This is a genomic window from Streptomyces sp. LMG1-1-1.1, from assembly GCF_040815545.1.
Taxonomy (GTDB): domain Bacteria; phylum Actinomycetota; class Actinomycetes; order Streptomycetales; family Streptomycetaceae; genus Streptomyces.
Map to the genome: position 1 here is coordinate 248,867 of NZ_JBFPNH010000021.1, position 25,822 is coordinate 274,688.

Annotated in this window: 24 protein-coding genes; 4 read left to right on the forward strand and 20 right to left on the reverse strand. The window is 72.7% G+C overall.

Annotation, left to right across the window (positions count from 1 at the left end; translation table 11 throughout):
- Positions 1-50: 50 nt before the first annotated feature.
- On the forward strand, positions 51-965 hold the full coding sequence (locus MRBLMG1_RS11795) for an ABC transporter ATP-binding protein (protein WP_367823411.1): 915 nt from the start codon (positions 51-53) through the stop codon (positions 963-965).
- Positions 962-2,527, forward strand: coding sequence for an ABC transporter permease (locus tag MRBLMG1_RS11800; protein ID WP_367823413.1), 1,566 nt, complete (start codon positions 962-964; stop codon positions 2,525-2,527). The genes MRBLMG1_RS11795 and MRBLMG1_RS11800 overlap by 4 nt, the downstream gene beginning before the upstream one ends.
- 11 nt (positions 2,528-2,538) lie before the next feature.
- Here the strand turns inward: MRBLMG1_RS11800 and MRBLMG1_RS11805 are convergent, their stop codons facing one another.
- The 17 genes from MRBLMG1_RS11805 to MRBLMG1_RS11885 form a co-directional block, all read right to left on the reverse strand.
- Entirely contained in the window at positions 2,539-3,735 is a 1,197-nt protein-coding gene (locus tag MRBLMG1_RS11805; RefSeq protein WP_367823414.1) for a cytochrome P450, read from the reverse strand.
- A gap of 27 nt (positions 3,736-3,762) precedes the next feature.
- The gene (locus MRBLMG1_RS11810; RefSeq protein ID WP_367823416.1) at positions 3,763-4,425 is read right to left on the reverse strand and encodes a response regulator; all 663 of its coding nucleotides are present in this window, start codon (positions 4,423-4,425) and stop codon (positions 3,763-3,765) included.
- Positions 4,422-5,744, reverse strand: a complete 1,323-nt coding sequence (locus MRBLMG1_RS11815; protein WP_367823418.1) for a sensor histidine kinase — start codon at positions 5,742-5,744, stop codon at positions 4,422-4,424. The genes MRBLMG1_RS11810 and MRBLMG1_RS11815 overlap by 4 nt, the downstream gene beginning before the upstream one ends.
- 76 nt (positions 5,745-5,820) lie before the next feature.
- Complete coding sequence (locus MRBLMG1_RS11820) at positions 5,821-6,690, reverse strand: alpha/beta hydrolase (RefSeq protein ID WP_367823420.1); 870 nt, start codon at positions 6,688-6,690, stop codon at positions 5,821-5,823.
- A gap of 103 nt (positions 6,691-6,793) precedes the next feature.
- On the reverse strand, positions 6,794-7,996 hold the full coding sequence (gene kynU, locus MRBLMG1_RS11825; RefSeq protein WP_367823422.1) for a kynureninase: 1,203 nt from the start codon (positions 7,994-7,996) through the stop codon (positions 6,794-6,796).
- Positions 7,989-8,837, reverse strand: a complete 849-nt coding sequence (locus MRBLMG1_RS11830) for a tryptophan 2,3-dioxygenase (RefSeq protein WP_367823424.1) — start codon at positions 8,835-8,837, stop codon at positions 7,989-7,991. Before MRBLMG1_RS11830 ends, kynU begins: the two co-directional genes overlap by 8 nt.
- A 229-nt stretch (positions 8,838-9,066) precedes the next feature.
- Positions 9,067-9,480: a DUF3151 domain-containing protein gene (locus MRBLMG1_RS11835; RefSeq protein WP_367823425.1), complete on the reverse strand. Its 414-nt coding sequence runs from the start codon at positions 9,478-9,480 to the stop codon at positions 9,067-9,069.
- 14 nt (positions 9,481-9,494) lie between these two features.
- Positions 9,495-11,000 (reverse strand): MFS transporter, encoded by a 1,506-nt coding sequence (locus tag MRBLMG1_RS11840; protein WP_367823427.1) that lies wholly within the window; start codon positions 10,998-11,000, stop codon positions 9,495-9,497.
- Between the two features lie 80 nt (positions 11,001-11,080).
- Positions 11,081-13,078: a YncE family protein gene (locus MRBLMG1_RS11845; protein ID WP_367823428.1), complete on the reverse strand. Its 1,998-nt coding sequence runs from the start codon at positions 13,076-13,078 to the stop codon at positions 11,081-11,083.
- Between the two features lie 184 nt (positions 13,079-13,262).
- A complete protein-coding gene (fbaA, locus tag MRBLMG1_RS11850) occupies positions 13,263-14,285 on the reverse strand; it encodes a class II fructose-bisphosphate aldolase (protein ID WP_367823430.1) in 1,023 nt (340 codons plus the stop codon).
- A gap of 221 nt (positions 14,286-14,506) precedes the next feature.
- Entirely contained in the window at positions 14,507-15,046 is a 540-nt protein-coding gene (pyrE, locus tag MRBLMG1_RS11855) for an orotate phosphoribosyltransferase (protein WP_367823431.1), read from the reverse strand.
- A 10-nt stretch (positions 15,047-15,056) separates the two neighbouring features.
- Positions 15,057-15,842: an aldose 1-epimerase gene (locus MRBLMG1_RS11860; protein ID WP_367823694.1), complete on the reverse strand. Its 786-nt coding sequence runs from the start codon at positions 15,840-15,842 to the stop codon at positions 15,057-15,059.
- Between the two features lie 35 nt (positions 15,843-15,877).
- On the reverse strand, positions 15,878-16,777 hold the full coding sequence (locus tag MRBLMG1_RS11865) for an SRPBCC family protein (protein WP_367823433.1): 900 nt from the start codon (positions 16,775-16,777) through the stop codon (positions 15,878-15,880).
- A gap of 106 nt (positions 16,778-16,883) precedes the next feature.
- Complete coding sequence (locus MRBLMG1_RS11870; RefSeq protein ID WP_367823435.1) at positions 16,884-18,557, reverse strand: polyamine aminopropyltransferase; 1,674 nt, start codon at positions 18,555-18,557, stop codon at positions 16,884-16,886.
- Positions 18,558-18,632: 75 nt separating this feature from the next.
- A complete protein-coding gene (locus MRBLMG1_RS11875; protein WP_367823436.1) occupies positions 18,633-19,151 on the reverse strand; it encodes a DUF2617 family protein in 519 nt (172 codons plus the stop codon).
- A gap of 279 nt (positions 19,152-19,430) precedes the next feature.
- The gene (locus tag MRBLMG1_RS11880) at positions 19,431-19,643 is read right to left on the reverse strand and encodes a hypothetical protein (protein WP_367823438.1); all 213 of its coding nucleotides are present in this window, start codon (positions 19,641-19,643) and stop codon (positions 19,431-19,433) included.
- A gap of 52 nt (positions 19,644-19,695) precedes the next feature.
- A complete protein-coding gene (locus MRBLMG1_RS11885; protein WP_367823440.1) occupies positions 19,696-19,947 on the reverse strand; it encodes a hypothetical protein in 252 nt (83 codons plus the stop codon).
- A gap of 130 nt (positions 19,948-20,077) precedes the next feature.
- On the opposite strand from MRBLMG1_RS11885, the gene MRBLMG1_RS11890 reads away from it, so the two are divergent.
- Complete coding sequence (locus MRBLMG1_RS11890) at positions 20,078-21,247, forward strand: pyridoxal phosphate-dependent aminotransferase (RefSeq protein WP_367823442.1); 1,170 nt, start codon at positions 20,078-20,080, stop codon at positions 21,245-21,247.
- A 78-nt stretch (positions 21,248-21,325) separates the two neighbouring features.
- On the opposite strand, the gene MRBLMG1_RS11895 is transcribed toward MRBLMG1_RS11890, so the two are convergent.
- Both MRBLMG1_RS11895 and clpB read right to left on the reverse strand, forming a co-directional pair.
- Positions 21,326-21,862, reverse strand: coding sequence for a YbjN domain-containing protein (locus tag MRBLMG1_RS11895; protein WP_367823443.1), 537 nt, complete (start codon positions 21,860-21,862; stop codon positions 21,326-21,328).
- 258 nt (positions 21,863-22,120) lie between these two features.
- Positions 22,121-24,712, reverse strand: coding sequence for an ATP-dependent chaperone ClpB (gene clpB, locus MRBLMG1_RS11900; RefSeq protein WP_367823445.1), 2,592 nt, complete (start codon positions 24,710-24,712; stop codon positions 22,121-22,123).
- A gap of 122 nt (positions 24,713-24,834) precedes the next feature.
- On the opposite strand from clpB, the gene MRBLMG1_RS11905 reads away from it, so the two are divergent.
- Complete coding sequence (locus MRBLMG1_RS11905) at positions 24,835-25,239, forward strand: pyridoxamine 5'-phosphate oxidase family protein (RefSeq protein WP_367823447.1); 405 nt, start codon at positions 24,835-24,837, stop codon at positions 25,237-25,239.
- Between the two features lie 145 nt (positions 25,240-25,384).
- On the opposite strand, the gene MRBLMG1_RS11910 is transcribed toward MRBLMG1_RS11905, so the two are convergent.
- Positions 25,385-25,705 (reverse strand): hypothetical protein, encoded by a 321-nt coding sequence (locus MRBLMG1_RS11910; RefSeq protein WP_026058376.1) that lies wholly within the window; start codon positions 25,703-25,705, stop codon positions 25,385-25,387.
- Positions 25,706-25,822: the final 117 nt, after the last annotated feature.

Below are 25,822 nucleotides of genomic sequence, written 5' to 3' on the forward strand. Positions count from 1 at the left end.
TACGGTTCCTTAACTTCACAACTTTGTGAAAGTACCGTACGTTCTGAAGCATGACGAAGGCAATCAGCGTCGTCGGACTGCACAAGTCCTTCGGGCGCACCCAGGCGCTCGACGGCCTCGACCTCGCCGTCGAGACCGGCGAGGTCCACGGCTTCCTCGGCCCCAACGGCGCCGGGAAGTCCACCGCCATCCGGATCCTCCTCGGCCTGCTGCGGTCCGATTCCGGCGGCGCCCGGGTGCTCGGCCGCGACCCCTGGGCGGACGCCGTCGAGCTGCACCGGCGGATCGCGTACGTCCCCGGCGACGTGACCCTCTGGCGCAACCTCTCCGGCGGCGAGGTCATCGACCTGTACGGCCAGCTGCGGGGCGCGCCCCTCGACCGGGCCCGGCGCGCGGACCTCGTCGAGCGCTTCGATCTCGACCCCACCAAGAAGGGCCGCACCTACTCCAAGGGCAACCGGCAGAAGGTCGCCCTCGTCGCCGCCTTCGCCGCCGACGTCGACCTGCTCGTCCTCGACGAGCCGACCAGCGGCCTCGACCCGCTGATGGAGGAGGTCTTCCGCGGCTGCGTCGAGGAGGCCCGCGACCGGGGCCGGACCGTCCTCCTGTCGAGCCACATCCTCAGCGAGGTCGAGTCGCTCTGCGACCGGGTCAGCATCGTCCGCAAGGGCCGGACCGTCGAGTCGGGTTCGCTCGCGCAGCTGCGGCACCTGACCCGTACCAGCGTCACCGCCGAACTCGCCGGACCGCCGAACGGACTCGCCCTGCTGCCCGGCGTCCACGACTTCGTCCTCCAGGAAGTCGAAGGGGGCCGGGGCGGCCGCGTGAGGTTCCAGGTCGACACCGACAAGATCGACGCCGTCCTCCGCTCCCTGACCGAGTCGGGCGTACGGAGCCTGACCTCGACGCCGCCCACGCTGGAGGAGCTGTTCCTCCGCCACTACACGGACGGGGCGGCGTCATGAGCCTCGCCGGCACCGGAGCCCTCACCCGGCTCGCCCTCCGCCGCGACCGGCTGATGATCCCGGTCTGGGCGCTCGTCGTCGGCGGCGTGGTCGCGAGCGGCGCCGGCTCCCTGGAGGGGCTGTACGGCACGGCCGCCGAGCGGGCCCGGCTCGCCGCCTCCATGACCGCCAACAGCTCGATGCGCGCGCTGTACGGACCGGTCTTCGGCGACTCCCTCGGCGGGCTCGTCGCCTGGCGCTTCGGCACCTTCGGCGCGGTCCTCGCCGCCGTCGCGAGCCTGGTCACGGTGGTCCGGCACACCCGCGAGGAGGAGGAGACGGGCCGTCAGGAGATGCTGTCCGCCGGGGCGGTGGGCCGCCGCGCCCCGCTCACCGCCGCGCTCCTCACCGCGCTCGGCCTGAACGCGGCCGTCGCCCTCATCGTCACCGCCGGGCTCGCCGGGCAGGGCGCGGCCGGGGCGCTCGCGCTCGGTCTGGCGATCGGCGGCACCGGCATGGTCTTCGCGACCGCCGCCGCGCTCGCCGCCCAGGTCACGGAGAGCGCCCGGCTCGCCAAGGGCCTGTCGGCCGCCGTGCTCGGCCTGGCCTTCGTGCTGCGGGCGGCCGGCGACGCGGGGACCTCCGACGGCTCCTCCGCGCTGACCTGGCTCTCCCCCGTCGGCTGGGCCGAGCAGGTCCGCGCCTTCGCCGGTGAACGCTGGTGGGTGCTGCTCCTGATCGCCGCGGCCGTCCTGCTCCAGGCGTCGGCGGCGTACGCGCTGGCCGCCCGCAGGGACGTGGGGGCGGGCTTCCTCGCGACCCGGCCGGGCCCGGCCGCGGGGCGCCTCGCGACGGCCGGGGCGCTCGCCTGGCGGCTCCAGCGCGGCTCGCTCCTCGGCTGGTCGCTCGGCTTCCTCGTCGGCGGCCTCGTGTTCGGCGGGATGGTGGAGGGCGCGGCCGACATCGTCGGGGACAACGAGCGGGCCCGCGAGATCTTCGAGCGGATGGGCGGGCAGAGCGCGCTCACCGACGCCTTCCTCGCCACCATGGTGTCCCTCTTCGGGATGATCGCCGCCCTGTTCGCGGTCGGCTCGGTGCTGCGGCCGTACGGCGAGGAGACCTCGGGCCGGGCGGAGCCGCTGCTCGCGGGCGCCCTGGGCCGGCTCCGCTGGGCCGCGGGGCACCTGCTGATCGCCTTCGGCGGCTCGGCCCTGATCCTGGTGCTGGCCGGACTCGGCCTCGCCCTCTCGTACGGGCACGACCTCGGCCCCGTCCTGGGCGCCGCGCTCCTCCAGCTCCCGGCCGTGTGGGTGCTCGCCGGCCTGGCGGTCCTGCTCTGGGGCGCCGCCCCGCGGGCCGCGACCGCCGCCTGGGGCGTCGCCGGCCTGTGTCTGGCCCTCGGCTGGGTGGGCCCGGCGCTCGGCCTGCCGCAGGCGGTCCTCGACCTCTCGCCCTTCGGCCACCTGCCGAAGCTGCCGGGTCAGGACATGGCCTGGACCCCGGTCCTGGTCCTGACGGCGCTGGCGGCGGCGCTGGTCGCGGCCGGCCTCGCGGGGCTGCGCCGCCGGGACCTGGCCGTCTGAGGCCCCCGGGCTCACACCTCGACGAGCAGCTCCTCGAAGCCCCGGATGACGTACCCGGGCTTCCACACCGGCTCGGCCGCGAGCCGCAGGCCCGGCGCCTGCCTCAGCAACTCACCGAAGACGGCGGTGAGTTCGAGACGGGCGAGCGGGGCGCCGAGGCAGTAGTGGATGCCGGCGCCGAAGGTGATGTGGGGGTTGTCGGCCCGGGTGAGGTCGAGCACGTCGGCCGTCGGGCCGAAGCGGGCGGGGTCGCGGTTGGCGGAGCCGAAGAGGAGGGCGACCTCGGAGCCGCGCGGGATGACCTGGCCGCCGAGCTCGATGTCGTCGAGGACCCAGCGCTCGAACATCTGGAGCGGGGTGTCGTACCGCAGAAGTTCTTCCACAGCTGTGGACAACTTTTCGGGATCCGGACGGACGCCCTCCCTGAGCAGCGTCCACCAGCCGTTGACCGTGGTGTTCACCGTGGCCTCGTGACCCGCGTTGAGGAGCAGGACGCACGTGGAGACCATCTCCTGCTCCGTCAGCCCCTCCACCGCGATCAGGGACGAGATCAGGTCCTCCCCCGGCTCCCTCCGCCGCCGCGCGATCAGCTCCCGCAGGTAGTCCGAGAACTCGACCGACGCCCGGACCGCCCGCCGGGCCGTCTCCTCCGACGGGTTGAGCTCGAACATCCCGCAGATCGCCGCCGACCAGGGACGCAGCCGCCCCCGCTCCTCGTCGTCCTCGGGCACCCCCAGCATCTCGGCGATCACCGCCACCGGCAGCGGTTCGGCGACCGCGCCGAGCAGATCGCCGCCGCCCGCCGCCACCAGGTCGCCGACGAGCCCGGCGGCCAGCCGCCGTACGGTCGGCGCCAGGTCCTCCACCGTCCTCGGCGTGAACGCCTTCGACACCAGCCGCCGGATCCGCGTGTGGTCCGCCGCCTCCAGATCGAGCAGCCCGTGGTCGTTGAGCGTGTGGAAGGGCTCGTGGGCGGCGTCCGGCGCCTCCCGCCCGAACTCCTCGTGCGTGAAGCGGTGCGTGTACGTCCGGCCGAGCCGCCGGTCGCGCAGCAGCGCCGACACGTCCTCGTAGTGCGGGACCAGCCACTGCCGGGTCGGCCCGTGCCAGTGCGCGCGGCCGGCGGCGCGCAGCTCGGCGTAGGCGGGATACGGGTCGGCGACGAACTCCGGCGACCAGGGGTCGTACACAGCGTCAACAGCGTCCATGAGCGGACGCTACCCCCGCGCGGCGGCTCAGCCGCCGACCCGCACCAGACCCGCCTCGTACGCGAAGACCGCCGCCTGCGTCCGGTCGCGCAGGCCCAGTTTCACCAGGATGCGGCTGACGTGCGTCTTGATCGTGGACTCGGCGACGACGAGGTGCTCGGCGATCTCGGCGTTCGAAAGGCCCTGGGCGATGAGGACGAGGACCTCCGTCTCCCGCTCGGTCAGCTCCCCGATCTGCGCCATCGCCGGGGGGCGCGGCGAGGTCCCCGGCGCCTTCGCGAACTCGGTGATCAGCCGCTTGGTGACGGTCGGTGCGAGCAGCGCCTCCCCGGCCGCGACCACCCGCACCCCGTCCGCGAGCTGCCGGGCCGAGGCGTCCTTGAGCAGGAAGCCGGAGGCCCCGGCGCGCAGTGCCTGGTACACGTACTCGTCCAGGTCGAAGGTGGTCAGCACGAGCACCTTCGCGTCCGCGTCGGCGGCGACGATCTCCCGGGTGGCGTCGATGCCGTTCAGCTCGGGCATCCGGATGTCCATGAGGACCACGTCCGGACGGAGGGCGGCGACCTGGGCGACGGCCTCCCGGCCGTTGACGGCCTCGCCGACGACCTCGATGTCCGGCATCGCGCCGAGCAGCACCGAGAAGCCCTCGCGGACCATCATCTGGTCGTCGACGATCAGTACGCGGATCACTGCGGGGCCTCCTCGCGGCTCACGGGGACGAAGGCCGCCACCTCGTAGCCACCGTCGTCGGTCGCCTCGGCCGTCATCTCCCCGCCCAGCATCGTCACACGCTCCCGCATGCCGGTGATGCCGTGCCCGGCTCCCGGTGACGGCTTGACCAGGCCGCGCGCGGGGCCGTTGGCGATCCTGAGCCCCAGGCCGCCCAGGACATAGCTGACCTCGACCTTCGCCGCCGCGCCCGGCGCGTGCCGCAGCACGTTCGACAGGGCCTCCTGGACGATCCGGTACGCGGAGAGCTCCACGCCCTGCGGCAGCTCCCGCACGGCGCCCGTCACGGTCTTCTCGACGTCGAGCCCGGCCTCGGTGACGTTGCGGATCAGCCCGTCCAGGTCGCCGAGGGTCGGCTGCGGCGCGTCGGGCGCCTCGTAGTCCTCGGCCCGTACGACTCCGAGGATGCGGCGCAGCTCGGTCAGCGCGGCGACGGCGTTCTCGCGGATGGTGAGGAAGGCCTGCTCCAGCTCGGGCGGCGGGTTCTCGACCCGGTACGGGGCGGCCTCCGCCTGGATCGCGACCACCGACATGTGGTGCGCGACGACGTCGTGGAGCTCGCGGGCGATGGTCGTCCGCTCCTCCAGGACGGTCCGCTTGGAGATCTCCCGCAGGGTGACGGTCTGCTGTGCGCTGACCTCGCGGTCGGCCTGGCGGCGGACCTGGAAGACGGTGACGGTGAGCAGGACCAGCGCCGAGACGAACAGCATCGGCATCGCGTCGGTGCCGCCGCCCGCCCCGATGAACACCTCGGCGAAGAGCGCGTAGCCCGCCGTCCCGATCCACATCCACACCGCCGTACGGGGGCGGGTGCGGGCGGCGACCACGGCGAGGACCACCAGGTGGGCGGCGAACGAGTTCGCCGCCCAGGGGAAGCCGGTGCCGAAGCCGGCGACGGCCCCGACGAACGGCGTGATGCCGAGCGAGGTCCAGTAGGCGAGGACCGGCCTGACCAGGGTGAGCAGCACGATCGCGGCCGGCGCGAGGGTCGCCACGAGCGCGATCGGACCGAAGCTGCCGTAGGTCCGCTCGTACCCGACGAAGAAGACGATCATCGCCATGAACGCGACGACCGCGTGCGGGAACAGCCCCGCGGACGCCCGTATCCGGCGTGGCAGGAAGCGGGCCGGGCCGGTCTCCACGTCCATGCGCGGCAGCGGCCGGTAGGCGAAGGCGTCGTCGAGGAGTTCCTGGCGCAGCCCGCCGAGCGCCGCCTGCACCAGGCGGAACTCGGGGCTGCGGCTCGTCTCGGAGGACTGTGTCTGGGTCACGCGAACCACGGTACGGGGGCCCCGGGGCGGGGTCGTCCGGCTCCGTACGGATCCTTCCGGGTCCCCCCTGAGTACTAGAAGGGCGCTAGAAGGCCAGCTGGGCGATCTCCTCCGCGACCACCGCGCAGGCGTCGGCGGCCGGGTCGATCAGCGGGAAGTGGCCGATGTCCTCCAGGAGCGTGAGGCCGACCTCCTCGCCGGCCTTGGCCGCCGCCTCCGCGTAGGCCTCGGCGACGGCGTGCGGGACGACGACGTCCTCGCGGCCCTGGACGAGGGTGGTCGCGATGCCGGTCGGCAGGAGGACGGCCGGATCGGCGAAGGCCGCCCGCGCCGCGTACGAGGACTCGCCGCCGAGGAGTTCGGTGACCGCGCCGCCGCACACCCCGAGCTCGACCGCCCGCGCGAAGTGGGCGATGGGGGCGAGGGCGACGACGCCGCGCAGGGCGGGCGGGTCGGGGAGGCGCCACGGGGAGCCGGCGGGCAGGACGTGCCGGGCGGCGGCCCAGAGGGCGAGGTGGCCGCCGGCGGAGTGGCCGGTGAGGACGATCCGGCCGGTGTCGGCCTGCGGCAGGTGCGCGGCGGCCAGTTCCGGCACCGCGTCGAGGGCGGCGGCCACGTCGTCGAAGGTCTCGGGCCAGCGACCGGCGACCGGGGCCGTACCGCCCTGATGGGGGAGGCCGGGCCCGCGCCGGTACTCGACGCTCGCCACGGCGAAGCCGCGGCGGGCCAGGAAGTCCGCGAAGGGCGTCAGGTGCCACCGGTCGTACGGGGCCCGCCAGGCGCCGCCGTGCAGGGCGACGACGAGCGGGGCCCTGGTACGTCCGTCGCGCGGAGCGTAGAAGTCGACGACCTGGTCCGGGTGGTCGCCGTACGCGGCGGAGGCGTCCGGGGGGACGGCCGGGTGCGAGAAGGCCGACGCCTCTTCGGCGGCATCGCGCGCGGCGGGGTCCGGCATGCTGTTCCAACCTCTCGGGTACGCGGCCGAATTGGCCTGACCTGCGGGGACGGTACCAGCACCGGAGCCCCCGCAGATCAGGCGTTCATCGGACGGTCCCGCCTCAGCCGGCGAGGTCGGCCAGGACCTCCGCGAGGACCCGCGCCGCCCGCTCCGCGTCCGCGAAACCGACGTACAGCGGCGTGAAACCGAACCGCAGCACGTCCGGGCGGCGGAGGTCGCCGACCACACCGCGCCGGATCAGCTCGGCCATCACGGCCGGGGCCTCGGCGCAGCGCAGCGCGACCTGGCTGCCGCGCTCCCCGTGCTCCCCGGGCGTCGCCGACTCGACCCGGCCCGCGGGCGCGTACGCGCGCACGCACTCCAGGAAGAAGTCCGTCAGCGCCAGGGACTTGGCCCGAACGTCCTCGATCGCGACCCCGTCCCAGACGTCGAGCGCCGCTTCGAGCGCCAGCATCGAGAGGATGTCGGGGGTGCCGACCCGGCCCTTCAGCGCTCCCGCGGCCGCCGCGTACCCGGGGGTCATCGCGAACGGGTCGGCGTGCGAGTTCCAGCCGGGCAGCGGCGAGTCGAAGCCCGCCTGGTGGCGCTCGGCGACGTACAGGTACGCGGGCGAACCGGGTCCGCCGTTCAGGTACTTGTAGGTGCAGCCGACGGCCAGGTCGACCCCGTGCGCGTCGAGGCCGACGGGCAGCGCGCCCGCACTGTGGCACAGGTCCCAGACGGCGAGCGCGCCCGCCCCGTGGAGCGCGGCCGTGATGCCGGGCAGGTCCTGGAGCCGGCCCGTCCGGTAGTCGACGTGGTTGACGAGCGCGGCGGCCGTGCGGCCGCTCACCGCCGCCGCCATGTCGGCCGGGTCGCACGGCACGATGTCGTGACCCGTCATCCGCGCCGCCGACTCCGCGATGTACCCGTCCGTGGGAAAGGTCGTCGCGTCGACGAGTATCTCGTCCCGGTCGTCACCGTTCAGCCGGGCCGCGGCGACGACGGCCTTGAAGACGTTCACGCTCGTCGAGTCGCCGACCACGATCTGCCCGGGGGCCGCGCCGACGATCGGCGCGATCCGGTCGCCGATCCGCTCGGGAGCGGTCCACCAGCCGGACTCGTCCCAGGAGCGGATGCGCAGCTCGCCCCACTCGCGGGTGATGACGTCGGCCATCCGGGCCGGGACGTGGGCGGGCAGCGCGCCGAGCGAGTTGCCGTCGAGGTAGACGGTCCCCGCGTCGAGGGCGAACTTCTCGCGGTGCTTGCCCAGCCCGTCGGCCGCGTCGAGTTCCCGCGCCCTGTCCTTGAGGAGGTCAGACATGGCTGCGGGCCGTCCAGAGCTCCGGGAACACGTTCTTCTGGGCCCGCTTCTCCAGCCAGGCCACGCCGGCCGAACCGCCGGTGCCGGTCTTCGCGCCCATCGCGCGCCGGGTCGCGACCAGGTGGTCGTTGCGCCAGCGCCAGACGAGTTCGGCGACGTCGCTGAGGGCCTCGCCGAGGCGGACGAGCTCGCCGTTCTGGTCGGGGTCCGCGTAGATCCCGGCCCAGACCGCCTCGACCTCGGGGGACGGCTCGTACCGCTGCGACAGGTCGCGGCCGAGGACCGAGGCCGGCACGGGCAGGCCGCGGCGGGACAGGAACGCGAGGACCTCGTCGTACAGGCTCGGCTCCTGGAGCGCCTTCTCCAGTTCGGCGTGGACGCGGGGCGCGCCCCGGTGCGGCACCAGCATGGAGGCGGCCTTGTCGCCGAGCAGGAACTCCATCCGCCGGTACATCGCCGACTGGAAGCCCGAGCCCTCGCCGAGCGCGGCGCGGTAGGCGTTGAACTGGGCGGGGGTGAGCTGGGCCAGCGGCCGCCAGGAGTGGTTGAGCGCCTCCAGCTCGCGCACGGAGCGCTTGAGCGCGTCCATCGCGACGGGGACGCGGTCCTCGCGCAGCGCGCGGCTCGCGGTCTCCCACTCGTGGACGATGACCGTGAACCACAGCTCCATGACCTGGGTGGTGACCAGGAAGACCATCTCGCCGGGGTCGTCCGAGCGGAGGTGCTGGAGGTGGGTGAGGACGTCCGCCTGGACGTAGTCCTCGTACGGCGTGGTACCCGCGAAGTCGAGGTTCGGGTCGTCGACGACCGAACCGGCTCCGGCATCGGGGAAGGTGGACATTGCTGTCTCCTCGATACGTACTACCGGGTAGCGGTCTGCTCCTCCGTGCGGCGCGTCGTCCGGCACGGGAGCCCCGGTCCCCTCGGGAGGCGTGCTTCGTCGCACGCCGTCCCAAGCGCATCATGACACGATCGGACCAGCGATGTAGATCTCGTCTTCGTCATACGGAAACACGTTCGAACGCCCTCCCCCCGGTGACGGGGAAAGGGCGTGGCACCGGCGGGCAGCGTCAGCCGAGGGTCTCGGCGGCCGTCTCCGAGGAGTCCCGCAGGAACGTGGTGCAGCGCTCGAACTCGTCCTTCTCACCGATGTCGCCGGCCGCGCGGGCCAGGGCGTGCAGCGCGCGCAGGAAGCCGCGGTTCGGCTCGTGCTCCCACGGCACCGGGCCGTGGCCCTTCCAGCCGCTGCGGCGCAGCGCGTCCAGGCCGCGGTGGTAGCCGGTACGGGCGTAGGCGTACGACTCGACGACCGAGCCGCGCTCGTAGGCGTCGTCGGCGAGCCGCGCCCAGGCGAGCGAGGACGTCGGGTACTTCGCGGCGACGTCCGCCGGCGCCGTACCGTTCGCGAGCAGCTCGCGCGGCCCCGGGTCGTCGGGCAGGTGGGTGGGGGCCGGTCCCCCCAGCAGGTTCTCGTGGATGGCCATGGGCCCAGTCTGCCTCAGGGCGCCGACCCCGGCCGCTCCCGCTCCCCCTGCTCCCCCGGATCCCGAGGTTCCCGCCTCCCCGGCTCCCGCTTCCCCGGGTCGAGCGGCGGCGCCGTCACCCCGCAGTGCACCCGGCACTCCGGATGGCACCCGGCCACCCCGACCGGGGTGCGCATCGTCGTCCAGGCGAGGACCGCACCGGCCACCAGGAGCGCCGCGCACATCGGCATGGCCCGCCGGAAGGTCTCGCCGAACTCCTCCGCCGAGAGGTACGCCTCCGGGCCCATCCCGGCCAGCAGCGGCAGCGCGGCCACCGCGAGCAGCCCGGCCGCGCGGGCCGCCGCGTTGTTGATGCCGCTGGCGAGGCCCGCCCTGGCCACGTCCACCGAGGCGAGGACGGTCGCGGTCAGCGGCGCGACCAGGACCGTCATGCCCAGCCCGAGGACGACGAGGGCCGGCAGCACGTCCGCCACGTAGGACGCGTCCTCCCCGACCCGCAGCATCAGCAGCATGCCGGCGGCACACAGCAGCGGCCCCACCGTGAGCGGGATCCGGGGGCCGATCCGCTCCCCCAGCTCACCGGACTTCGCCGACAGCAGCAGCATCAGCACGGTCGTCGGCAGCAGGGCCGTACCAGCGCCGAGCGCCGAGTAGCCGGACACCACCTGGAGCTGGAGCGCGGCCAGGAAGAAGAACCCGCCGAAGGCCGCGTACACACACAGGGTGACCAGGTTGACGGCGGTGAAGAGCCGCGAGCGGAAGATCGACGGCGGTGCCATCGCCGACTCGCCCCGCCGCCGCTCCACCAGCACGAACACCGTCCCGACCACGACCCCGGCCGCCCCCGCCCACCAGGCCGCGCCGATCAGCGCGTACGTGACGAGCGCGAGCGCCGCCGCGCCGAGGAAAGCCCCCAGCACGTCGAACCGGCCGTGCGCCGTCTCGTCCCGCGACTCCGGCACGTGCCGGAGCGCCACCGGTACGCAGACGGCCGCGAGCGGCACGTTCAGCAGGAACACCCAGCGCCAGCCCGGCCCGTCCACCAGCCAGCCGCCGACGAACGGCCCGATCGCGGCCCCCACGCCGCCGAACCCGGACCACAGGCCGACCGCCCTGGCCCGGTCGTCCTCGTGGAAGCTCGCCTGGATCAGTGCGAGCGAACCGGGCGTGAGCAGCGCTCCGCCCACTCCCTGGAAGGCGCGGGCCGCGATCAGCACCCCTTCGTTCGGGGCGAGCCCGCACAGCAGCGACGCGACCGCGAACCACACCACGCCGATCACGAACACCCGGCGGCGCCCGTAGCGGTCGCCGAGCGCCCCGCCGAGCAGGATCAGCCCGGCCAGGGTCAGCATGTAGGCGTTCACGGTCCACTGGAGCGCGCCGAGGTCGGCGTCCAGGTCCTCGCCGATGTGCGGCAGGGCGACGTTGACGACGGTGGAGTCGAGCAGCGCCATCCCGGACCCGAGCACGGTCGTGAGCAGGATCCAGCGGCCCGTCCCGGAGCTCATCCGGATGTCCATGACTGCATGATCCCGCGAACGCCGAAGCCCCGCCCACCGGAATACGGGGAAACCGGGGACGGGGCCGAGCGACCGGAGGGTCAGCGGGTGACGTTGAAGTACTTCCACCCGCCGTAGACCGTGGTGTTCACGTTGTCGCCGGACTCGGTGTCCACGTACGCCGTGCGGACCCGCGCGCGGACGCCGGCCGCTCCGTCGGCGTCGAGGTTGACGTACGCCATGCCGCCGCTGTTCAGCGAGACGTAGTCCGCGGCCGTGGAGCGCCAGGCGCCCGCGTACCAGATCTGGATCTCCATCTTGGTCTTGCGGCCCGGGTACGGGTTGTTCCACGCGGTGATCAGCGGATCGGTGCTCTGGTGGTACGTCTGGTACCAGATGGTGCCGATCTTCGACCACTTGTAGTGGCGGGACAGCGTGGTCGTCAGACCCGCCTTCGTGTAGACGGTCGACCCGGCCTTGGCCCAGCCGGACCGGGTGTCACCGGCGAAGATCGCGGTCACCCAGGTGTCCCGGGTCATCTTGGTCGTCACCGACAGCTTGCCCGCCGAGTTGACCGTGCCGCGCTTGAGCAGCCGCTTGGGCTCCGCGCCGTACGGGTCGGACCAGATCTCCACGACGCGGTTCCGGTACGACCAGCCGAGGGTCGCCGTGTACGTCACGTTGGTGCCGTAGTTGACGGTGAGCCGGTTCCGGTCCAGCGTCAGCGCGGTCTTGAACGGGGTCACCTTGAGGACCGCCGAGCCGCTCGCGCCGATGTGCGTGGCGTCGCCCGCGTACGCCACCTTGTACGTGACGTTGCCCGCCGCGGTCGGGGTGTCGGGGAACGCGAACGCGCCGTTCGTCCCGAGAGGCTTCGTCCCGAGCGGCTTGCCCTTCGGGAACTCGGCGTCGTACCGGGTCACCGCGAGCGGCGTCCCCGCCGGCAGCTTCAGCGTCGACGAGACCGTGCCGGACACGGTGATCGCCTTGAGGACCGTCACGGTGGCCGGGACGGTCACGGTGACCGTCGGCACGGACTTGGTCGGCGCGTCCAGGACGTTCAGGCGGACGCTGTCGCCACTGCTGGCGATGGTCACCGCGAACAGGCGGCTGCCGCCCGGCTCCCAGGCGAGGGCACTGGCGGCGAGGCTGTCGCCGCCGCTGTAGACCCCGGTGTTGGGGAAGTCGTACTGCCGCACGGCAGTCGTCTCGCCCGGCCGGTAGACGAACACGTCGGGGTCGTACGGGGCGACGGATCCCGCCGCCACCGTGCCGTCGGCCGCGACGGCCACGGCGGCACCGTGGTACGAGCTGGCGTAGGCGCCCACCTCGGCGAGGTCCGAGGTCTGCCACACCCGGTGGCGGTTTCCGGCGGTGGCCGTGATCAGACGGCTGCCGTCCTGGGTGTAGGCGAGGTCGCTGACCATGCCCCCGCTGGACGACTCGGACTCGGGCGACCGCGCGGTGCGGACCGCGGTGCCCGTGCTCACGTCGTACGCGCCGATCCGGAACCAGTGGTAGTACGAGGACACGGCGGCGATGGCGTTCGGGTCCGTGGGCGAGGCGACGAGCCGCGGGGCGCCGGAGTAGTCGATCTCCGCGTCCTGGGCCAGGGTCACCACGGGCTGCTCGCCGGACGTGTCGATCGAGCCGATGTCGCCGTCGTAGTCGGTGCCGTAGCCGAACCAGATCCTGCCGCCCGCGGGGGCCACGTACTTCGGATCGGTGCCCTCGCCGGTGGCGTACCGGGCCGTCTCGGTCACCGCCTGCGTGTCCAGGGCGACGACCGCGTCGGCGCCCGGAACCGCGGCGTACAGGCTCCCCGAGTCGGCGGAGAGCGCCAGCCCGGTCACGCCGGGCAGCCCGGTGACGGTGCCCAGCACCGTGCCCGCGTAGTCGGTGGCGACGACCTTCCCCAGGTACGGGTCGCTGATGAAGATCTTCTGGTGGACACCGTCCACCACCATGTCGCCCACGGACGACACGGGCAGGGTCTTGCTGCTGTCGGCGGCCGCAGGGCCCGCCGTGCCCGCGACGAGTGCCGCGGAACTGATGAGGACCGCGAGCGCGGTCGCGGTCGAGAGAGTGCGCTTGCGCACGATGAAGAGACCCCCCAAAGAACATGGTCTCCGGCCCCTCGATCATGGGGGCACGGTGCAGGAAGACTAGACCACGCCGATGACGGCACGCGCACGTGAAAAAGCCCGGCACCCATGGGCGCCGGGCTTTCGCTTCGGAGGGGCTGACGACGGCTCGGACGTGCCGGCGTCGGCCCCGCCGTGACTACTTCAGCTTCGTGCCGGTCGAGCGCAGCGCGGCGCACGCCTCGGTCACACGGGTGGCCATGCCGGCCTCGGCGAGCTTGCCCCAGGTGCGCGGGTCGTAGGTGGACTTCGTGCCGACCTCGCCGTCGACCTTCAGGACACCGTCGTAGTTGCGGAACATGTGGTCCACGACCGGGCGGGTGAAGGCGTACTGCGTGTCGGTGTCGAGGTTCATCTTCACGACGCCGTTCTCCAGCGCGGTGGCGATCTCCTCGGCCGTCGAGCCCGAACCGCCGTGGAAGACGAAGTCGAACGGGGAGGACTTGCCGAACTTCTCGGCGACGCCGGCCTGGAGGTCCTTGAGGAGCTCGGGGCGGAGCACGACGTTGCCCGGCTTGTAGACGCCGTGCACGTTGCCGAAGGAGGCGGCGAGCAGGTAGCGGCCCTTCTCGCCCAGGCCCAGGGCCTCGGCGGTGCGGATCGCGTCATCGACGGTGGTGTACAGCTCGTCGTTGATCTCGTGGCTGACGCCGTCCTCCTCGCCACCGGTCGGGGTGATCTCGACCTCGAGGATGATCTTGGCGGCGACGGCCTTCGCGAGCAGCTCCTGGCCGATGGCCAGGTTGTCCGCGAGGGTCTCGGCGGAGCCGTCCCACATGTGCGACTGGAACAGCGGGTTGTCGCCACGGGCGACGCGCTCGGCGGAGATGTCGAGCAGCGGACGGACGTAGCCGTCCAGCTTGTCCTTCGGGCAGTGGTCGGTGTGCAGAGCGACCGTGATGTCATACTTCGCGGCGACGATGTGCGCGAACTCGGCCAGGGCAACGGCGCCCGTGACCATGTCCTTCTTGTGCTGACCGCCCAGGAACTCGGCTCCGCCGGTCGAGATCTGGATGATGCCGTCGCTCTCGGCCTCCGCGAAGCCGCGCAGCGCAGCGTGCAGGGTCTGGGACGAGGTCACGTTGATGGCCGGGTAGGCGAACTTGCCTGCCTTCGCCCGGTCGAGCATCTCGTTGTAGACCTCGGGGGTTGCGATGGGCATTCGTCCGCTCCTTGTGATGTGCGGGGTGTGTGCGTTTCTGTCCCTGACCTGGGGGCGACGTCATCGTCGACCCCATCCTTTCAGACTCTCGTCCGGGCTCCCACGGGCGCGGCACGACCAAGGGCGGGGTGTTTCACGTGAAACACCCCGCCCTTGGATAAAAACGCAGGTCAGGACCGCCATCACCGGGGTCAGGGCCCTACGTCACGACTTCGCGGCGGTTACGCCAGGTCGAGATCGGCCAGCTGGTAGCCGGTGAGGTAGGTCAGGCCCGCCCCGCCGATCGCCTCGGCGGCGCCGCGGTCCACGATCGTGGCCACGGCGACGACCTCGCCGCCCGCCTCGCGGACGGCCTCGACCGCGGTCAGCGGCGAGCCACCGGTGGTCGAGGTGTCCTCGACCACCAGGCAGCGACGGCCCTTGACGTCCGTGCCCTCGATACGGCGCTGCATGCCGTGCGCCTTCTGCGCCTTGCGCACGACGAAGGCGTCGAGGCGCTGCCCGCGCGCGGCGGAGGCGTGCAGCATCGACGTCGCGACCGGGTCGGCGCCGAGCGTCAGCCCGCCGACGCAGTCGAAGTCCAGGTCGGCGGTGAGGTCGAGCATGACCTGACCGACCATGGGCGCGGCCTCGCCGTCCAGCGTGATCCGGCGCAGGTCGATGTAGTAGTCGGCTTCCAGACCCGACGAGAGGGTCACCTTGCCGTGGACCACGGCCTTGTCCTTGATCTGCTGGAGCAGCTCAGCGCGTACGTCAGTCATGGTCAGCAGCTTAAAGCCGACGCCAGCTCCAGACGCTCTCGACCTCCAGGGGGTCGATCGGGGTGACGAGGCGCGGGAGGGTGTTGAGGCCGTTCGGCGGGCCGGACTGCGGCTCGACGCAGACCGCCTCGGCCGGCTCGTCGTAGATCACGACCCACTCGGCGCGGCTCGCGACCTTCAGCTCCAGTTCATCCGGCCAGGTCAGGGACACGTCGACGCCGCCGGGCATGCCGAAGCAGTCGTCCCACGGGCCGGGGAGGGGGTCGATCCGGCGGCCGGTGGGGAGGTGGTCGTCGCCGCGCTCCTCCTGCCAGGCGGGGGCGAAACCGAGTTCCACGTCCTGGCCGCCCCGGCCGAGGTTGCGCAGGAACCAGGGGTGCCAGCCGGCCTGGGCCGGGAACGAGTCGGCGTAGGTCTCGACCCCGAAGCGGAGGGTGAGGGAGTCCTCGGCCAGTTCGAAGACCTGGGTGACGCGGCCCTTGTACGGCCACGGGTCACCGAGCTCACAGGTGAACACCGCCTCGGTCGCGGACGTCCTGGCGGCCTTCCAGGCCACGTCGCGGACGGTGCCGTGGATGGCGTGCGGAGCCGCGTTGACCGGCAGCTGATGCGAGGTGGCGCCGTTGCGGAAGCGGCCGTTCCCGGTCCGCCCGCACCACGGCGCCATCGGGAAGCTGCCGTACCGGTCGCCCTGGCGCAGCACTTCGGTGCCGCCGATGCGCAGGCTCTCGATCCGGCACCCGCGCTCGGGGTTGATGGTCAACTCGGCGGCACCCGCCGTCAGTCGCGTCTGCATCGTCACGCCCCGACCCTAGCCCCGATGGGAGCGTTTCAACGACGGCGCCGCAACGCCCTTCCGACGACGACCGCCGAGGCGAGCGCGAGGGCCGCGGCGGGCGCGATCCAGCGCAGGGTGGCACCCGCGCTGCCCGCCTCGGGCGCGGGGACCGGGGCGTAACGGCCGCGCGGCGGGGCGTGGTCGACCTCCTCGGCGCTCCGCCCGATCATCGTCCGGCGGGCGTGGGCGGCCTCCGCGGCGGGCTGCGGGGCGGGGAACTCGATCGGGGTGGCGCCGAAGTCCTCGTCCAGGAGCGGGTCCAGCGAGGGCGGCGGGACCGGTGTGTCGAGGAGGGCGCTCCGGCCGGGCTCCTCGACTCCGTCGTCGACCCCGTCGTCGTCGGAGTCGGCGTCGTCGGCATCGGCATCGGCATCGGCATCGGCGTGGGCGTCGTCGTCGGAGTGCGCGTCGTCTTCGGAGTGCGCGTCGTCTTCGGTGACGGCGGCTGCTTCGGTCCCCGCCGGCTCCTCCGCGAGGGCGGCCAGCGCCTCCACGAACTTGTCGAGCAGCTTGGCGCCGGCCAGGGACCTCGCCCCGTCCGTCGCCTCGGCGAGCCGGCCCTCCGCCGTGAGGGCTCCGGTGAAGCTCAGGCTGGTGCCGTCGGCCACCGGAGTGAGGACGACGGTGAGCGACAGCTCGGCCGAGCCGTTGCCGCGGGCCTCGGCGCCCTGGCCCTCGTAGGTGATGGCGCCGTCCCGCTCGACGACCCTCAGGGCGCCGCGGTACGTGATGGTGTTGCCGCCGACCCGGACCTTGAGCCGTCCCGTGAGGGGGCCCGCGGACTCGTCGGCGTCGCGCTGGAAGCCGGGCACGCAGCGCACCACCCGGGCCGGGTCCGTGAGCGTCGCACGCAGGGCCTCGGCCGGGACGGGAACGAACACCTCATGCTCCATGGAAGCCGAGCCTACTCAGGCCGGGGCGCGGCGTCGCCTGTTTGCCGCCGGGCGCGCGCGCACGCCGACCGCCCGGGGCCCGGCGCGCCGGCCCGTCGTCCCGCTCTCAGGAGCCGTACCGCGGGTGCACCAGGGTGGACGGGGGCAGCGCGGCGCCCTTGGTGCGTTCGGCGCGGCGGGCCGCGGCGGCCAGGGTGTCGGCGGCGAGCGAGCGCAGCCGGGGCGCGTCGGGGGCGAGACCGAGGGCGGGCCGCCGGCCGCCGTGCGCGGCGAGGAGGAAGCCCCAGTCGCAGGGTCCCCGGCCCGTGCCGCTGACGCGGTCCGCGCGGTCGGGTCCGGCGGCGAAACCGGGGGTGCGGCCGCTCGCGCTGTAGGGGCGGGTCGCGAAGCCCGCGGCGCGCAGGGTGGCGTCCACCGTCCAGTAGGTGCGGGGCCGGTCGGCGGCCGATCCGGCGTGCACGGCGAACCGTCCGGCGCCGGTGAGGACGCGGGCCACCAGGCCGTAGAACTCCTCGGAGTACAGCTTGGTGCTGGGGGTGATGCCGGGGTCGGGCAGGTCGGAGATCACCACGTCGTACCGTTCCTGCACACGATCGGCGGCGTCCCTCAGCCAGCCGAACGCGTCCGCGTAGACCACCCGGACGCGCGGGTCCCGGAACGCCTGCGCGTTGAGCGTGGCGAGGGCCGGGTCCGTACGGGCGAGGCGGACGACGCCGCGGTCGATCTCGACGACGGTGACGGCGCGGACCCCCGCGTAGCGCAGGACCTCGCGGGCGGCCAGGCCGTCCCCGCCGCCGACGATCAGCACCCGCGCGTGCGTGCCCTTCATCGCGGGGTGGACGAGGGCCTCGTGGAAGCGGTACTCGTCCTGGCCGGCCACCCTGAGGCGGCCATCGAGGAAGAGGTCGGGCGGCCCCTCGCGGCCGCCGGTCACGACGACCTCCTGGAGGTCGGTGTGGACGGCGACCCGCACCCGGTCCCCGTACACGGCCCGGCGCGCGGCCTGTTCGAAGTCGCCGACGAGCACGGTCGCGGTGGCGAGGACGGCGAGGACGCACACGTTCACCGCCACGAGCAGGGCCCGGGAGCGGCGGGTGAGGTCGCGGCGGAACACCCAGAGGACGAGGCCGCCGCCCGCCACCGCGTTCACGGCGCCGGTGACGAGCGCGCCGGTGAGCTGACCGAGCCAGGGCAGCAGCAGGAACGGGAAGGCGAGGCCGCCGACCAGCGCGCCGACGTAGTCGGCGGCGAAGAGGTCGGCGACCGTCCCCGCGGCGTCGTCCTGGTCCCGGGGCCGGGCCTGCCGGCCGGCCCGGCCCGACCGGCCCGCCCGCTGTATCAGCGACATCAGGAGCGGGATCTCGGCGCCGATGAGCACGCCGATGGCCAGCGAGAACGCCACGAGCACGTACCGCGACTCGCCGAGCCAGGCGAAGGCCGCGTACAGCACCATCGCCGAGCAGCCGCCGACGAGCGCGAGCCCGGCCTCGACCAAGCCGAAGCCGACGGCGGCGCGGCAGCGCAACCGCTTGGCGAGCAGCGAGCCGACGCCCATCGCGAAGACCATCACGGAGAGCACGACGGAGGCCTGGGTGACCGAGTCGCCGATCAAGTAGGAGGCGAGTGCGACCAGTTCCAGCTCGTAGACCAGACCGCAGGCGGCGCAGACGAACACCACCGCGAGGACCGGGAACCGCACCGCTTCGGGCGGCCGGACGGGCCGCCGCGGGGGCGGCCGCCGCACCCGCTTGGGTGGCATGGTCACGGTCGGCTCGATCATGACCGTAACGCTACGTCACGACTGACGGACCCCTTGTCACCCACACGAGTGCACCTGGAGCCCGGGAGGGGCGTATCAGAGCGTTGCAGGCATACGTGCGCCGATACGGGTCCTGGTCACCACCAACTGCCCCTCCTGCGGGTAGGCGTGCCAGGTGCGCCACCGCACCTGGCCCTCCTGGCGGTGCGCCAGCATGGCCGTGAAGGCGTGCGGCGACCCGGGGAAGGTCCCCGCGAGGCCGTTCGGGTGGTCGGCGACGAGTGCGAGCAACTCCTGCGCACGGCCCGCGAACGAGCCCTGCGGGAGCGTCTCGACGCGTGCCGCGAATTCGTACTCCCATTCGCCGATGCGCTTGGAGACGCCGAGCGGCAGCGGGGTGCTGCTGCCGGGCATGCAGGCCACGGTCTCCGAGCAGGTGTGACCGTCCTCTTCGAGGAGGACCTGGTGAGAGGCGCCGAGCAGTCTCAACTGGAGCTTGGCGCTGGAGAGTTCGAGGTCGAGCACCGCGAGGGCGGGCAGCGGCTCGCGCCCCAGCGCCCAGGCCAGATCGGCCGCGCGCGTGTCGGTGTAGGTGGTCTTCAGGGTGGTGAGCATGGGTCGGCTCCGCAAACACGGTTTGACGGGTGGGCCGGGGGCGCCCCGAGAGGGTCCAACGGGAGTGGGGGATCGCCGGCTCGGTTCCACACACGGTCCGAGGGCTGTCTCTGTCAGGAGCGAGAGAACCACGGACGCCGGACGACTCGCAGCGGTTTTACCCAACTTGCTGTGTTTTCCAACCCCTTCGGGGACCCCACAGTTCAATTGTTCAATCAGAATCGATCGAGATGTCGGCACGGAATGCCAACGTCACGTGCCTCCGGAGCCGGCGCCCGCTCAGCTGCCGCCGCCGCAACCGCCGCCGCAGCCGCCGCCACCACCGCAGCTCGACCCGCACGAGCTGCCGCCGCCGCAACCGCCGCCGCCTCCGCCGTCGGCCCAGCCGCCCTTCCGCCCCCGGCGCCGCCGGCGGCCCCGCCCGCGGTCCCTGACGCCGGAGACCAGGCCGATGACGACCAGGGCCCCCAGGATCACGATGAAGATCTCCATCTGTACTACCCCCGTTCTTCTGTGCGAGGGGGATGCCCCCTACGGCCCCCCGTCAAAGCGGACTTGAGCGAATCGAGAGCTTCAGCTGCACGAGGACGACGAGCACGAGGACGACGAGCACGACGAGCTCGAACACGAGGACGAGGAGCAGGAGAACGACGAGGACGAGGAGCACGAGGAGGAGGAAGAGGAGGGCGAGGACGAGGTGGTCGAGGAGCCCGCACCGGCCCACCAGCTGTCCCCGCCGCCGCTCCGGCCGCCGCGCGCCCGCTCCGCCCCGCTCATCCCGCGCGCGACGAGCCACACTCCGAACGCGATCACGGCCGCGATCCCGAGGATGAAGAATGCGATGTCCATGCCAGGGCGATCCCCTCGCCGCGCCCCCGCCAAAGCACACTTGAGCAAGTCCAGAGCTTCCCCCCAGGATGGCTCCCATGACACGACCGCTGCTCAATCGCCGCCTCGCCGAGTTCGGGACGACGATCTTCGCCGAGATGTCCGCGCTCGCCGCCAGGACCGGGTCGATCAACCTCGGTCAGGGCTTCCCCGACACCGACGGCCCGGAGGAGATCCGGGAAGCCGCCGTCCGCGCGCTGCGGGACGGCCGCGGCAACCAGTACCCGCCCGGCCCCGGCGTCCCCGAGCTGCGGACGGCCGTCGCCGACCACCAGCGGGAGCGGTACGGCCTCGCGTACGACCCCGACACGGAGGTGCTGGTCACCGCGGGCGCGACCGAGGCCATCGCGGCGGCCCTGCTCGCCCTCGTCGAGCCGGGCGACGAGGTGATCGCCCTGGAGCCGTACTACGACTCGTACGCGGCCTGCGTCGCGATGGCCGGCGGCACCCGTGTCCCCGTCACCCTCCGTCCCCACGAGGGCGCCTACGTCCTCGACCTGGACGAACTGCGGGCCGCCGTCACCGACCGGACCCGGCTGATCCTGCTCAACACCCCGCACAACCCCACCGGCACCGTCCTCACCCGCGCCGAGCTGACCGCCGTCGCCGAGCTCGCGGTCGAGCGGGACCTGCTCGTGGTCACCGACGAGGTGTACGAGCACCTGGTCTTCGACGGTACCGAGCACATCCCGATCGCGACCCTCCCCGGCATGCGGGAACGCACGGTCACCATCGGTTCGAGCGGGAAGACCTTCTCGTTCACGGGCTGGAAGGTCGGCTGGATCACCGCGAGCCCCGAACTGACCTCCGCCGTCCGCTCGGCCAAGCAGTTCCTCACCTACGTCTCCGCCGGCCCGTTCCAGTACGCAGTCGCCGAGGCCCTCCGCCTCCCCGACAGCTACTTCGACGCGCTGCGCGCCGACCTCCAGGCCAAGCGGGACCTGCTGAGCGAGGGCCTCGCCCAGGCCGGCTTCGAGGTCTACCGCCCCTCCGGCACCTACTTCGTCACCACCGACATCCGCCCGCTCGGCGCCACCGACGGCTTCGCCTTCTGCCGCTCCCTGCCCGACCGCGCCGGCGTCGTCGCCATCCCCAACGCCGTCTTCTACGACCACCGGGAGGCCGGCGCCCCCTTCGTCCGCTTCGCCTTCTGCAAGAAGACCGAAGTCCTCGAAGAAGCGGTCTCGCGCCTCAAGCGCCTCGCCTGAGGCGCGCGCCGGACGCACGGGAGCCCGGCCCCCGGAAGGGGGCCGGGCTCTCGCGGCCGTGCGGTGGGGCGGGGAGGATCAGGCCTCCTCGTCACCCTCCGCCTTGTCCTCGGGGGACTCCAGGCCGAACTGCTCGACGATCCACTTGTCGAACTCGATCGAGGCGCGGACCCAGCTGACCGTGGAGGACACGAAGTGCTCCAGGGCGACGCCGGTGCCGATCAGCATCTGGGCCTCGCCGATGAGGCGGAGGGTGGCCGAGCCGTCCTCCTCCTCGTGGAGGTGGGTGTAGACCTTGGGCCACAGGGTGCGGCGGTTCCAGTCGTCGATCGCGTCGAGGATCTTGGCGCGGTCGTCGGCCGAGTGCGGACGGTCGTAGAACGTCCGGACCGAGAAGACCTGCTGCTCGTCCTCGCCGCGGAACATGAAGTACGTGCGGAATTCCTCCCACGGCGCCGCGAGGTCACCCTCGTCGTCGACGACGTACTTCAGCTCCATCTGCTCGAGGAGCTGCTTGACGAGGTCCTGGTCGGGGACGACGGGGCCCGCCGGTCCTGCGGCCTGAGGCTGGGGCTGGCCCCCGAAATTCGGAATCGAGGACGGGTCGATGCTCACCGTGTATTTCCCTTCGTACGGATGCTCGCCATCCTCTCCCATGCCGGGCGGTGCGTGGCAAGCCCCGCCGGTCCCGAAGCGCAGAGATCCGCTGCCAGCTGACACGATCTCCTGCACATGGGGGACGAGAAGCGGACATCGCGGCGGCGGATCCGGCTCGCCGCGGGGCTTCGCGTCCGCGCGGGGACGGCGGACGAGGGCGGCGGCACCGCCCTCGTCCCCCTCACGGCCTTCGACGCGGAGGCCCGTCGGAGACCCCTAGCGGGCCGTGCCGACGATGAGGCCGTCCTCGAAGCGGTCCACGCGGACCGTGTCGCCGTCGACGACCTCGCCGGAGAGGATCTCCTTGGCGAGCCGGTCGCCGATCGCCGTCTGGATCAGGCGGCGCAGCGGCCGGGCGCCGTACGCGGGGTCGTTGCCCTCGTCGGCGAGCCACTCCAGGGCCGCCGGGGTGACGTCCAGGGTGAGCCGGCGCTCGGCGAGCCGCTTGCCGAGCCGGTCGATCTGGAGCTGGGCGATCCGGCCGAGCTCGGCCCGGTCGAGCGCCGAGAAGACGACCAGGTCGTCGAGCCGGTTGAGGAACTCGGGCTTGAAGCTGGCCCTGACGACGTCCAGGACCTGCTGCTTCTTGACGTCCTCCGAGGTCACCGGGTCGACGAGGTACTGGCTGCCGAGGTTCGACGTCAGGATCAGGATGGTGTTGCGGAAGTCCACCGTCCGGCCCTGGCCGTCGGTGAGCCGTCCGTCGTCAAGGACCTGGAGCAGGACGTCGAAGACCTCCGGGTGCGCCTTCTCCACCTCGTCGAGCAGGACCACGCTGTACGGGCGGCGGCGGACCGCCTCCGTGAGCTGGCCGCCCTCCTCGTAGCCGACGTAGCCGGGGGGCGCGCCGACGAGCCGGGCGACGGAGTGCTTCTCGCCGTACTCCGACATGTCGATGCGGACCATGGCCCGCTCGTCGTCGAAGAGGAAGTCGGCGAGCGCCTTCGCCAGCTCGGTCTTGCCGACGCCGGTCGGGCCGAGGAAGAGGAAGGAGCCGGTGGGCCGGTCGGGGTCGGCGATGCCCGCGCGGGTGCGGCGCACGGCGTCGGAGACGGCCCGGACGGCCTCGGACTGGCCGATCAGCCGCTTGCCGAGCTCGTCCTCCATGCGCAGCAGCTTCTGCGTCTCGCCCTCCAGGAGGCGGCCGGCGGGGATGCCGGTCCAGGCGCCGACGACGTCCGCGATGTCGTCCGGGCCGACCTCCTCCTTGACCATGGTGTCCTTGGACGCCTCCTGCTGCGCCTCGGCCTCGCTGGCGGCCTCCAGTTCCCGTTCGAGGGCCGGGATCTCGCCGTACAGCAGCTTGGAGGCGGTGTCGAAGTCGCCGTCGCGCTGGGCGCGCTCGGCGCGACCGCGGGCCTCGTCGAGGCGTTCCTTGAGCTCGCCGACCCGGTTGAGGGACTGCTTCTCCTTCTCCCAGCGGGCGGTGAGGCCGCGGAGCTCCTCCTCGCGGTCGGCGAGGTCGCGCCGCAGCTTCTCCAGGCGCTGCTTGCTCGCCGCGTCCGTCTCGTTCTTCAGGGCCAGCTCCTCCATGCGGAGCCGGTCCACGGAGCGCTGGAGCTCGTCGATCTCGACGGGCGAGGAGTCGATCTCCATGCGCAGCCGGGAGGCGGCCTCGTCGACGAGGTCGATGGCCTTGTCGGGGAGGAAGCGGGAGGTGATGTACCGGTCGGAGAGGGTCGCGGCGGCCACCAGGGCGGAGTCGTTGATCTGCACCTTGTGGTGGGCCTCGTACCGGCCCTTGAGACCGCGGAGGATCGCGACGGTGTCCTCGACGGTCGGCTCGGCGACCAGGACCTGCTGGAAGCGGCGCTCCAGGGCGGGGTCCTTCTCGATCCGCTCGCGGTACTCGTCGAGGGTGGTGGCGCCGACCATGCGGAGCTCGCCGCGGGCCAGCATCGGCTTCAGCATGTTGCCGGCGTCCATGGCGGAGTCGCCGCCGGCGCCCGCGCCGACGACCGTGTGCAGCTCGTCGATGAAGGTGATGATCTGGCCGTCGCTCTCCTTGATCTCGGAGAGGACGGTCTTCAGGCGCTCCTCGAACTCGCCGCGGTACTTGGCGCCCGCGACCATCGCGCCGAGGTCGAGCGAGACCAGCCGCTTGTTCTTCAGCGACTCGGGCACGTCGCCCTTCACGATCCGCTGGGCGAGGCCCTCGACGACGGCGGTCTTGCCGACGCCGGGCTCACCGATGAGGACCGGGTTGTTCTTGGTGCGGCGGGACAGCACCTGGACGACGCGCCGGATCTCGTGGTCGCGGCCGATGACCGGGTCGAGCTTGCCCTCGCGCGCGGCGGCCGTGAAGTCCGTGCCGAACTTCTCCAGCGCCTTGTACTGCCCTTCCGGGTCGGGTGTGGTCACCCGGCGTCCTCCCCTGCTGTTCTCGAACGCGCCGAGCAGCTTCGAAGCGCTCGCGCCCTGCCGGTCGAGGATCTCACCGGCCTGGCCGCCCTTGGCGGCGATGCCGATGAGCAGGTGCTCGGTGGAGAGGTAGTCGTCGCCGAGCTCCTTGGCGCGCTTGTCGGCGTCGGCGATGACGGCGAGGAACTCGCGGTTGGGCTGCGGGGGCGCGACCGTGGACCCCGTGATGCTCGGCAGGGCGGCGAGCAGCCGCTCCGCGCCCGCGCGGACGACGGCCTGGTCGGCCTCGGCGGCGGCGAGCAGGTCGGTGATGTTCTCGTTGTCCTGACCGGTCAGCAGTGCGAGCAGCAGGTGCGCGGGGGTCAGGTCGGCGTGCCCCTCGGACACGGCGCGGCTGCTCGCCGCGTTGATCGCGTCCCGGCTCCGGTTGGTCAGTTCGGCGTCCACGTGCGGTGCTCCTCCTGGGTTCTCGTGGGTCCTCTCCGTCTATGACTTCTCCAGGGTACACAAAGTTGAGTCGATCCCGCTCAAGGTGTTGCGGGGAGTCCCGCCCCGGGTAGTTTCCGGGCATGGCAACGGACCCGAGGAACCCCTCCGACTCGTACGTCGGCTTCTGGCGCGAGTACCACATGAGCACCCTGACCACCCCGCGCCCGGACGGCACTCCGCACGTCGTCGCGGTCGGCGTCACGTACGACCCCGAGGGCGGGTACGCGCGCGTGATCACCAACAAGAACAGCCGGAAGGTCGCCAACGTCCTGGCGGCGGGCGCCGAGGGCGCGCGGGTCGCGGTCTGCCAGGTCGACAAGGGGCGCTGGGCCACCCTGGAGGGCGTCGCCCGGATCCGCACGGAGGCCGAGGTCGTCGCGGACGCCGTCGCCCGCTACGCCGAGCGGTACGGCCGCACGCCGGCCCCGAACCCGGACCGGGTCGTCATCGAGATCGCCCTCACCCGGGCGATGGGCCGCGCCTGAGACACCGGGACCGCCCTCACCCGGGCGAGGGGGCCGCGCCCGGGAAGGGCGCGCGCAGCACAGCGGCGCCATCGCGTTTCAGGTCCGCGATGGCGCCGCTGTGTGGGGGAAGTGCCGGAGCGATCTACAACGACGGGGGAATCGCTCAGGCACTGCGGGGGGTGGCGGTGATGGTCTCGGGCTCGATCAGCTGGTGGTCCCGCTGGTCGAGATTGACGAAGATCATGCCGTACCGGATGGCACAGCGGATCGGCTGCGGTGCGCCCCGGGGGCGCCGGAGACAGCGGTAAGCACGGACGTCCTCGTCCTGCTCGCGTGCGACGACGATCGGCTCTCCGAAGAGAGTGACCTTCAGCGAGTCGCCACGGTGGGGGATGGCCGTGGCGAGATCGACGAAGTGCCATCCGGAGCGGTAGGCCGAGGCCATCTCACGCCGGAACCTGGGGTCGTCGGGCGGGACACTCACGCGCCCGCACCCTTGGGAAGGATCTCCCAAGACGGCTCGCCGGGCGACGCGAGCACATCGTGCGCCGGAGTGCTCTCCCACGAGGGCTCGCCCGGCTCCGCTACCACGGAGTGCGCC

What these genes read in the sequence shown, in the direction of transcription:
- MRBLMG1_RS11820 (WP_367823420.1), bottom strand. Translation starts at nt 6,690, where the DNA reads ATGCCGGACCCCGCCGCGCGCGATGCCGCCGAAGAGGCGTCGGCCTTC.
- MRBLMG1_RS11840 (WP_367823427.1), bottom strand. Translation starts at nt 11,000, where the DNA reads ATGGACATCCGGATGAGCTCCGGGACGGGCCGCTGGATCCTGCTCACG.
- fbaA (WP_367823430.1), bottom strand. Translation starts at nt 14,285, where the DNA reads ATGCCCATCGCAACCCCCGAGGTCTACAACGAGATGCTCGACCGGGCG.
- MRBLMG1_RS11805 (WP_367823414.1), bottom strand. Translation starts at nt 3,735, where the DNA reads ATGGACGCTGTTGACGCTGTGTACGACCCCTGGTCGCCGGAGTTCGTC.
- kynU (WP_367823422.1), bottom strand. Translation starts at nt 7,996, where the DNA reads ATGTCTGACCTCCTCAAGGACAGGGCGCGGGAACTCGACGCGGCCGAC.
- MRBLMG1_RS11795 (WP_367823411.1), top strand. Translation starts at nt 51, where the DNA reads ATGACGAAGGCAATCAGCGTCGTCGGACTGCACAAGTCCTTCGGGCGC.
- MRBLMG1_RS11870 (WP_367823435.1), bottom strand. Translation starts at nt 18,557, where the DNA reads ATGATCGAGCCGACCGTGACCATGCCACCCAAGCGGGTGCGGCGGCCG.
- MRBLMG1_RS11830 (WP_367823424.1), bottom strand. Translation starts at nt 8,837, where the DNA reads ATGTCCACCTTCCCCGATGCCGGAGCCGGTTCGGTCGTCGACGACCCG.
- MRBLMG1_RS11875 (WP_367823436.1), bottom strand. Translation starts at nt 19,151, where the DNA reads ATGCTCACCACCCTGAAGACCACCTACACCGACACGCGCGCGGCCGAT.
- MRBLMG1_RS11905 (WP_367823447.1), top strand. Translation starts at nt 24,835, where the DNA reads ATGGCAACGGACCCGAGGAACCCCTCCGACTCGTACGTCGGCTTCTGG.
- MRBLMG1_RS11860 (WP_367823694.1), bottom strand. Translation starts at nt 15,842, where the DNA reads ATGCAGACGCGACTGACGGCGGGTGCCGCCGAGTTGACCATCAACCCC.
- MRBLMG1_RS11800 (WP_367823413.1), top strand. Translation starts at nt 962, where the DNA reads ATGAGCCTCGCCGGCACCGGAGCCCTCACCCGGCTCGCCCTCCGCCGC.
- MRBLMG1_RS11835 (WP_367823425.1), bottom strand. Translation starts at nt 9,480, where the DNA reads ATGGCCATCCACGAGAACCTGCTGGGGGGACCGGCCCCCACCCACCTG.
- MRBLMG1_RS11865 (WP_367823433.1), bottom strand. Translation starts at nt 16,777, where the DNA reads ATGGAGCATGAGGTGTTCGTTCCCGTCCCGGCCGAGGCCCTGCGTGCG.
- MRBLMG1_RS11880 (WP_367823438.1), bottom strand. Translation starts at nt 19,643, where the DNA reads ATGGAGATCTTCATCGTGATCCTGGGGGCCCTGGTCGTCATCGGCCTG.
- MRBLMG1_RS11890 (WP_367823442.1), top strand. Translation starts at nt 20,078, where the DNA reads ATGACACGACCGCTGCTCAATCGCCGCCTCGCCGAGTTCGGGACGACG.
- pyrE (WP_367823431.1), bottom strand. Translation starts at nt 15,046, where the DNA reads ATGACTGACGTACGCGCTGAGCTGCTCCAGCAGATCAAGGACAAGGCC.